Genomic DNA, 8,851 nt, shown 5'->3' on the forward strand with positions numbered 1-8,851 from the left:
TCTGTGGCAAGGTCGCGATCAGGCGGGCGACTAATTTCAATTGGAAGAAGAAGTGTGACTATTGCTGCCAACCGAGATGCTGCGGTTGAAGCAGTTGGAGGAGGAAACAGCAAGCTGACTAAACTGGTGGCTGACTGCATGCACGTCCTGCTGCGTCGTGAAAGGGGAACACCGCGGCCAGAACAAGATACGGCGTGTCTACCGCGAGTTTGGCGTGCAACTGCGCAACAAAACGCCCAAGGCCGCGTTCCTGGCGTCGGTTCTGGCATAATCCGGGTGAAGAGGCTTCGATCGAGTGGTCACTTCTCGGTTGATGGCGCGCTCATCGAGGCTTGGGCCTGGAGGAAGAGCGTCATGCGCATCCCTGTCTCACACGCAATACTATTAAGCTTAGTAGTTTCTTGTTACCCAGCTCTCAAGTAAGTGGGTGAAGCTGTTCTGGGAGACATGTTTCGTGACTATTTTGGAAGAAGAAGAGCAGGCACCTACTTGGTCATTTTCCTTATGGCTTCGATAGGCGCGCCTGTACGGTAGTATCCTTAAGACAAGTTCCAGTTCTCGTTACTTCATGCATGCGGATCCGCGCCAGCTATTTGAAAGTGTGAAAGGGTAGGAACGTGAGCATCTCGTCTTGCCGCGCAAAGACGGCGGATTGGCGAACTCGCCGCGTGCAAGTGGAGGAGTTTATGGTCGCTTCTCATGATTCAGGCATCGAACTCTATGTCAGAAACAAATATTTGGCTTCGATGTGCACATGGCAAGCTGAGCGTACCGTGGTGTGCATTCATGGATCGGTATATCCCGGACATGCAATGTACGACATCCCACTTGAGGGTTTCTCATGGATGGACTACTTAGCCGCACATGGTTACGACGTTTACGTTCTCGATATTCGCGGTTACGGGAGATCAACTCGTCCTGCTGAGATGTTACTGGATCCGAACCACAACTCCGCAATTGTGGATGGCGAAACGGCCGTCCGCGACATTTCGGCGGTCGTGGATTTCGTCCTCGCCCGCCGACAAATATCGCGGCTTGCCCTGATCGGATGGTCTTGGGGCACAACCCTAGCGGGACGCTATACGACAGAGAATCTAGAGAAAGTCGAGCGACTTGTGTTTCTCGGACCAATTTGGTTTCAAGTGCCCGCATTGCCTGACCCCTATCCTGATAAAATCCCGGCTTATCGTATTCTGAAGCGAGACCGCGCTCTTGCTCGATGGCTTACTGGCGTTCCAAATCACAAGCGAGAGCAAATTTTACCCCCTGATTGGAGCCAAGCCGTCTTGGACGCTATTTGGTCGAGCGACCCGCTTGGGGCAACAGCAGATCCCCGCTTCATTCGGGTTCCAAACGGCGCTTCTAAGGACTGGCGAAACTATTGGTTAGCCGGAAAGCCCTTCTACGACCCTGCAGAGATTTTGGCTCCAGTTCTTTTGGTACAGGCCGAATGGGACGCCGAAACCCCACCTTATATGGGTCGCACATTGTTTCCGCTTCTCGTCAATTCGCGGCGCAAGCAATCCATCTGTTTTGGTGAGGGCACACACCTTCCGACTTTTGAACGGAATCGCCTGAATATTTTCGCGGCCATTCAAACTTTTCTGGACGGATCCCGCTAACGATCGCATAGCGTCCCCCTGATGTTAAATGTTGCCCTTCCCTACGGAGAACGACTCTAAAACCGGCGCCGCTCAACATGCGGATTCCGCTCGATGTCGCCCAGCATTCCGAGATGATCTCGTCCATCATTCTGATTTGAAGTCGCCCACCCATTCCGAGATGATGTCGCTCACCCGTCCGGGATGATGTAGCCCGGGTGACGAGGCCTCTTCTGGCTCCCATAGTGACGAAGCGCTGCATCGGCTCGAAGCATGCAAGGCGCTTGGGGAGATAACCGTTATCGGGATCCTGGTCTCTGCAGAGTCTGCGCAACAAAGAACACTCCTGTCCGAAAGGCCGGAAACAGAAGCCGAGCGCGACAAGATGGCGCGATTAAGAAAGCTCCGTCTCGAAAGAGAAGCCGCAGAAGCATCGACTATCGACTTGAGGGGTGTCAGAAAAACGGAAGTGCCGCGCACCCGTTCGGCGGAAGCTGTGCGTGACAATCCGAAGACATCATCACGCCGGAGCAAAGGATCGTCTCCAAAAACGTTGTCGGAATGGATCAAGCAGCAAAAGCGCGTTGCCCGCTCGGGAACGAGGCCGGTGGTGAGATAGCGACACAGCGCCACGATCAGGTTGCGCGCCAGCGCGACGATGGCAATGCGTTTGGCGCGGTTGCCGGCGTCGGCGGTACGGGTGCGGAACCAGCGGCTAAGTGCGGTGTCGCCTTGGTGCCGAAGCCATAGCCAGGCCAGTTCGATCGCCTTGTGGCGGGCACGCCGATTGCCGGCCTTGCTGATGCCCTGCTCGCGTCGATGCCGCCGCTTTTCCAGGGACTGGGCGTCAAGCCGCAATAGCTGGCGACCTCGCGGCGGTTGCGGAAGTCCTTGTAAAATAGTTCGTTGATCAGTGTCGTGGTAAAGGCGGGGCCGAGCGCTTTGAGGCGCTGCAATTGATCCCGCCGCTCAACCATCGGCGTCGGAACGGCCGCAGAAGCGTCCGCGGCCTGGATCCGCTCCAGCCCCGCGAGTTGCTCACGCACCAGCATTAGCCGGGCGTGCTTGCGCTTGATCTCGGCCAGAAGATGCGGCGGCAGCGGCTGTCCGCGCCAATCGCGCTGCCGTGCCAGCCAGGCCAGCCAGTCCCGCCGCCGCGGATTGCCGACCGCCATCCCGCGCAGGCGCAGCAGCGCCTTGATCCGGTTGCTATGGGCGGCCTGCTCGGTGATCAGTCGGTCGCGTTCGCGCCTGGCGCGCCGGCGTCCTCAGCTTCCACTCTTGGCACCCGGGCGATCCGAACCACCCGTCGTTCCCCCCGTAAATAAGGCCATCAGGGTGCGCAGCAACAGCTCGCCGCGTCGAACACGAAGCTTGGGATCCCGGCCGCTTCCAGCAGCCGATGCAGCCAGAAGCTACCGGCTCCATAACAGCTCATCACACGCGGTGCCGATCCGAGCGTCTCCGCCACGCGGGCGCCGGTCCGATCGATCAATGCCAGCAGCTCGGGGTGATCGCCCCCATCGAGCTTGTGGCGAGACATCCGCTCCCGGTCCGGGCTGTAAAGCGTCACAAGCCACGTCTTCTGACTCTGTCCGATCGCAACGAAAAGTTTGCCACAATGGCTGATGGTGGGCGTGACTGCGGTCGATGCTTGCATCCGACTTCTCCGATGGTTCGAGTGTGCAAACCCAAATCTATCGGATCGGCCACGCTCACCCCCATGGAATCTACAAGGCCCGTGGCGGACATTCGCTTAGCTCTGCTTGACATTTGCTTTTGAGGGCACTCCCGACCTCGCTATTTCCCGTAGCCGTCGCGCCGTACTCGTTCCGAGTTCGCAATCAGCTTTGCGCGCCGTCAGATCTCATTGTCCTGGCAGATCGTCCAGCCAGCAGGCCGCCTCGACGTGAGGCCGGGAAAAGATCCGTCCGATCTTCTCGGACACTTTGTTCTGGTGGTATCGCATGTACACGCGGCCATCGTCTCCGAAATCCAAGATTTCGATCTTTCCTGTGTAATGAGACATAATGTATTTGAATGTCTTCTCGATGCCACTGAGACGCTGGTTGACGCCGCGCGCAATCTCTATTCCCCGTCGGAGTGCAACTTGAAAATGGGATGCGCCCTTCACTGGCCTGGCTTGGAAGAGGTAGTAAGGGCGCACTCCGATTTCGTGGCATTTGGCGAACGTTTCTGCCAGGATTTCTGGATCATCGTTGACTTTCGCGAGGAGCACGGCCTGATTGAGGAATTGCACGCCCTGCGCTCGCAAAGTGCGAACTTTGTGCTCAGCATCGGACGAGACCTCACCTACGTGATCGAAATGCGTGACGATTATTGGAGTTTTACCTGACTTGTGAATCCGCTCGAATAGCGCCGGCAGCGCGGTATCTTCAAACCGCCTTGGTTCATAGGCCAGCATTTTCGTGCCAAATCTGATCGAACTCAAATGATTGATAGGCAGCAGGTGATCAAGGATCTTGTCGAGTTTGGCCGTGCTAAGCACGAACGGGTCGCCTCCCGATAGTAGCACGTTCGTCATCTCAGGATGACGCGCGATATATTGCGCGACCTGACCGAAGTCCGGCGCGACTTCGTCGGACGCCTTGCCGACGATCCGCTTGCGAAAACAATAGCGGCAATATGAACCGCAGCGTTCCGTCACCAGCAACAGGCCGGTCTGAGGGTACTTATGCTGCAGTCCCGGCACGACCGTGTTGTCGTGCTCGCCGCTCGTATCCAAGGTGCCTGGGCTCTCGAACTCCTCGACCGAGGGCTCCACAATACGCTTCAGCTGATCATAGTACCCATTTTTCGCGATCTGCTCGCGATAGAACTTTGTGACATGATAAGGCGTGATGTTGTTGATTTGCAGTTCGCTCTCGCTGACGACGCGCGTTTCTTCGATGAACTTCAGTACGTGTGCTCTGCCGTCCAGCGGATCAGCTATGGTTTCCATTGCGATACCTCGTCTGTCCTGATCAGCGCGCTTGCACCAGTACGGTCTGTTCATCTACACTACAGTATCAATAGTGGATCGCTACCTACCTGTTGTGGTGAGGACTATCAGACTCGAGAGTTGAGAGAGGCACTCTCGTACTCGCCAGATACCGGCGCGCGAGAATAATGCGCAGCAGCGGACCTAGATCGCTGCCATTAGTGGATCGCGCAGCGTCGTCCAAAAATATGCAACAAGTGCGCCCACGTCTTTGGTGCGCGTACAAACACGATCGCCGCCTCTTCATAAGGGAGGTGGACGCCACCTCCATTACGAAGGATACTTTTTGAGGTCCTCATCGATGATCAGGGCGCTGATCTGCCGATGCCCTGCATTCTCGAGGTCCTTCAGTCGTGCGAGGTCGCTTTTAGACTGAATAGCGCCTCTCGACCATCGCCACGACCGCTCCATCTTTTCGCTGCCCAGCACAGATAGCGTCGCAACAATCGGCTCGCATTGTGGCTCAGCGGCGTTCTCACATGGCAGGCGTGCTCACGCCTTCTCAGCAATGAAGAAGCAGATCGCTCGCGCAGGCCAGGCCGCTCTGGCGGGTTTACAACAAACTTGAAAGGATCCTGCCCGACACTGGATGGCTCTATTGAACCCCAGTGTCTTAGAAGCTGGACGTGCGATCCCCGCTAGGCAGCCTCAGCGGCCCGTGATTTCAGCCTTCTTATGAGGGGTAAGCCGACATCAACCGCAGGCCGGTCCATAGCCAGATGAGGACTGCCGATTTCATTGATGGGGTACCGCTCTGTCGCGCGATTATCCCAGATTGCAACGTCGCCTGATTTCCAGTTCCAGCGCAGCGTGTTCTCCGGCGCAGTAAGATAGGATTGAAGCAGTTCAAACAGTCTTTGGCTGGGATAACGCTGCAAGCCGACAAAGTTCTGCACGGAACCGCCTAGCGAGAGCATGCGCTCGCCGGTCTCCGGATGAACGCGAACGATCGGATGTGTCGTTTCGTAGATCGTTCCGGTGGATACGTCGTCCCATCGCCTCTTGTCGATGTCCGTGACGCCTTCCGCCACAGCGTAATCGAATGCGGCGCAACGCACAGCCCAGAGGTTATCGGCAAGCATCCGCAGGGGATCGGGAAGATCAAGGTAAGCAGCTGCAGTGCTCGACCAGGCGATATCACCGTCAAAAGGCGGGATCGCGGCACCTCGCAGCATTGAGATCTTCGGACGGCCGGCACTGAAGGCGTCGTCATCATTCATCTGCCGGACATAACGATATAGGCGATCAGGGAGCGTTTCCGGGATCGTCGACTCTTCGTTTGTGTCCAGCATTATGGGATGCGGTATCAGCGAGCCGAGCCGAAGGGCGAAACGCTGTTGCTGGGCATCATCGAGATGCCCCTGATCACGGAAGAAGATGACCTTATGCTCGAGCAGCAGCCGCTTAATGGCTCTGATGACCTCGACTGGCAAACCGTCCGATAGCGCAACGTTCTTGATTTCGGCGCCAAGACGCTCCCCATACCTGACGATGTCTGCTCGTGGAATGACGTTATCAACGATCACATTGCTACTCATGACGATGCCTCTCTCTGTCGATGTCTAAACAATGCCCCCGAGATTGGTGATGATGCTTGGCGAGTTGACGAGCGATATTGATGACGCGCATCCGAATTGCCCGATCCACGCCGCGCAACGAGCCAAACAGGATTTCCGATGTGGATCACCGTCATTTTATGCTCTGCTTCCCTCTGCATGCGTACATCAGTTCGGCCGAAAATCCCGCGGTCTATGTCACGCGTCTGTCCGGCTTCGACCAAAGGACACTCGCGTATAACGCCGTCGGATCGATTTGCTGGTCGATCAACAGCCTCGCGGGGACACCAGAAATCATAGAGGCAATCCATGTCCAGTCCATGAAACGAAACCAGCTTTCTTTCCCGATCTTCAGCAACGTTCGCTCGTCGCCGAACGGGGCCCTGAAAGAAATTTGACCCGACGGTGGATACGCCACTGAAGCGATCCACATGGCCTCATCCGCACGACTAATGAACGAACGCATTATTCGGCGATCTCATTGAGCAGCAAGAGCCGCGCGCTCAACCTATTGTCGTTTAACCCTATAGCGCTACTTGTGCGTGCACACAATCCTTGTTTGCGGCTTGTTTAAATGCACGCGCGTATCATCACATGATGGCTCTGAATTCGCCGGAATCAGCGACGCGCAAAACTTGAACGCTGCAACTGCAATTGCAGTTTAACAACTGACTCAATCCCACCATTTGCGGAATCTGCGCACCTGATCGTGATTGAACGGTCCGGCTGTGACTTGCGCCTTTGCTCTATCCGTAGGGCTTGGTCGCGGATTACCGCTGAGAATAGAGATGGTGTGCGGATCAGGAATACCGTGCGCCACAACACGGGACTGGAGCGCCAAACCCGACCTACGGCGGTAATTCCTTCGGCTCTTGAGCCCCGAGACATAGCCGTTTGATTTCGAGCGTGAAGATCCCTGTGCTGCGGAGATGCACCTCCGCTAGACGTCGTCGGCGGCGCCATGTGGAGCGAATGTCTGGCCGAGCCCTCCGACTGTATTCGGGTGGGGCCGTAAAATGCAGCACCGGGTCAGAATCTCAGGATTGTACGCCTCAAATTCGCTGCGTTCTTTTTAGTCACCCCACCGCTGTTGGCAGGTCGACGCTCAAGCACAATGTCAGATAAGCTCGCAAGCGAGGATCATTCTTAATGATCGGCCTGTCCGCCCCTTCCGAGCGACTACTGCAGGGCGCGTGATCATGATCACACGCGCAACATAAGTGCACGTTTTCCGGGAAGGCGATGAAAGAATGCGCCAGCGGCAAAACAAAGCGGCCACACGGCCGAGCCACAGGCGCAACATGCGCGCAACTGAGCCAGTCTTAGTAGCCGAGGGTTCGTCACGAACAGCACTACTTGCATGGGCCCATTACAAAGACGCTTTAAGCACCGCGCAGTGCTTCCGCTCTTCTTCCTCGCGCTGACACTGGGCTCGTAACCGCTACACGTAACGAGGTCTTTTTTCTCGGGGGACCACTCCTAAGCAGAACAGAACCAAGCCAAGCACAATCTGTGGAAACGACGTTTCATGGCCGTTCTCACAAATTTGGGTGTTACCCCGCTCATGGATGATTGGCTGCTTGCGGAACTCCGTGGAGTGGACGATGACACAGGAGACTTGGAAAATGGCGCGATGGATGGCTTTGGTATGCCTGTGCTATGGAGCGTTACAGCTGACTCCGGCCGACGCGCAACCGATCTGGACCTGGACGAATCAATATGGCTCAACGCTGAGCGTCGACAGCTTTAACCAGAACACAGGCGCAATCTCCGGCACTTACACGAACAATGCAAGCAACAGCTGCGACGAAGGTGTGCCTCAGGCAGTAAGTGGCTGGCTTGCTCAGACCAGTCAAGGAACTGCGATCAGTTTCACCGTGAACTTCGCTGGATGCGGCTCAACCACCGTTTGGACCGGGCAGCTCAACAGTGCGTCGGGCTTTCAAGGGCTTTGGCTGCTGTCACTTGCGGAGCCGGTTGTATGGAATGGCATCAGCGCCGGCGCCGACACCTTCACCTTCAAGACAGGCGACAGAGCAAAATTGCTATACAGTGGCGGCGTGGCGGCTGGAGAGCAGCGCAGGCGAGAAACTCTCGAACACGAACAAGAGCCCGAAGTGACATCGAACCCCACTTGGCAGGTCTGATCCCAAATACTGAAGCAGACAGCCCTGTATGGTTTGCGAGCGAACAGGCGATCGGCGGCAACGATCAGTCCGGTTCATACGATGAACCGAAAGCTGATCGCTTGTCATTTGCACGCCTTCGCGAGGCTCGCTGACTTCGTGCGCAGCGCGCGCCGCGTTGGTATGCTTGTTTGTCAAAGCTGCAGGATCGCGCAGCCAGCGAGACGCAAGTGGCGGCACCCCTGCGATTTTCTCCTGCTTCCATCAGTCCTGCTCGGGCTGGTGTGCCAATCAGATTAGCCGCAAACACCCTATCGCTTCATCTCTTTCGCGGCCTCGACCACTACGCGTTCAAGGCGTTCTGCAGGATTTTCGTCCGGTATCCAGAAATCCGCTCGTGATTTGATTGGAGCCAGCACAGCACTGGCGCAGTTGGTCCCAGAATCGCGATACCGGTCGACGTGACAGTTCTCGACAAAATTGATCGACGGATCTGATCCTTAGCTTTGAGGAAACATGGTCACGCTAGATCTTCTCGCTTTTGAGCCTCCTGGCGTGCATCCGCGC

Annotated in this window: 7 protein-coding genes and 2 pseudogenes; 4 read left to right on the forward strand and 5 right to left on the reverse strand. The window is 56.4% G+C overall.

Annotated features, from left to right (window positions below; all coding sequences use genetic code 11):
- Together H8B02_RS49190 and H8B02_RS41755 are read left to right on the forward strand one after the other, a co-directional pair.
- Positions 1 to 241: pseudogene (locus H8B02_RS49190) on the forward strand (hypothetical protein); the annotation flags it as partial.
- 445 nt (positions 242 to 686) lie between these two features.
- Positions 687 to 1,622 carry an alpha/beta hydrolase gene (locus H8B02_RS41755; protein WP_229171500.1) on the forward strand — a complete coding sequence of 312 codons (936 nt, stop codon included), beginning with the start codon at positions 687 to 689 and terminating at the stop codon, positions 1,620 to 1,622.
- Between the two features lie 126 nt (positions 1,623 to 1,748).
- On the opposite strand, the gene H8B02_RS41760 is transcribed toward H8B02_RS41755, so the two are convergent.
- The 5 genes and pseudogenes from H8B02_RS41760 to H8B02_RS41775 form a co-directional block, all read right to left on the reverse strand.
- Positions 1,749 to 2,459: a hypothetical protein gene (locus H8B02_RS41760; RefSeq protein WP_229171501.1), complete on the reverse strand. Its 711-nt coding sequence runs from the start codon at positions 2,457 to 2,459 to the stop codon at positions 1,749 to 1,751.
- Between the two features lie 2 nt (positions 2,460 to 2,461).
- Positions 2,462 to 2,776: pseudogene (locus H8B02_RS49200) on the reverse strand (hypothetical protein); the annotation flags it as partial.
- Positions 2,777 to 2,934: 158 nt separating this feature from the next.
- Positions 2,935 to 3,261, reverse strand: coding sequence for a hypothetical protein (locus H8B02_RS41765; RefSeq protein ID WP_229171502.1), 327 nt, complete (start codon positions 3,259 to 3,261; stop codon positions 2,935 to 2,937).
- Positions 3,262 to 3,468: 207 nt separating this feature from the next.
- Positions 3,469 to 4,563 (reverse strand): KamA family radical SAM protein, encoded by a 1,095-nt coding sequence (locus H8B02_RS41770; RefSeq protein ID WP_229171503.1) that lies wholly within the window; start codon positions 4,561 to 4,563, stop codon positions 3,469 to 3,471.
- Between the two features lie 677 nt (positions 4,564 to 5,240).
- The gene (locus H8B02_RS41775; protein ID WP_229171504.1) at positions 5,241 to 6,140 is read right to left on the reverse strand and encodes a TauD/TfdA dioxygenase family protein; all 900 of its coding nucleotides are present in this window, start codon (positions 6,138 to 6,140) and stop codon (positions 5,241 to 5,243) included.
- Positions 6,141 to 6,220: 80 nt separating this feature from the next.
- Here H8B02_RS41775 and H8B02_RS41780 point away from each other — a divergent pair, with 80 nt between their 5' ends.
- Entirely contained in the window at positions 6,221 to 6,556 is a 336-nt protein-coding gene (locus tag H8B02_RS41780) for a hypothetical protein (protein WP_229171505.1), read from the forward strand.
- A gap of 1,206 nt (positions 6,557 to 7,762) precedes the next feature.
- Positions 7,763 to 8,305, forward strand: a complete 543-nt coding sequence (locus H8B02_RS41785) for an avidin/streptavidin family protein (protein ID WP_229171506.1) — start codon at positions 7,763 to 7,765, stop codon at positions 8,303 to 8,305.
- Positions 8,306 to 8,851 lie beyond the last annotated feature (546 nt).

The sequence above is a fragment of the Bradyrhizobium altum genome (assembly GCF_020889705.1).
Taxonomy (GTDB): domain Bacteria; phylum Pseudomonadota; class Alphaproteobacteria; order Rhizobiales; family Xanthobacteraceae; genus Bradyrhizobium; species Bradyrhizobium altum.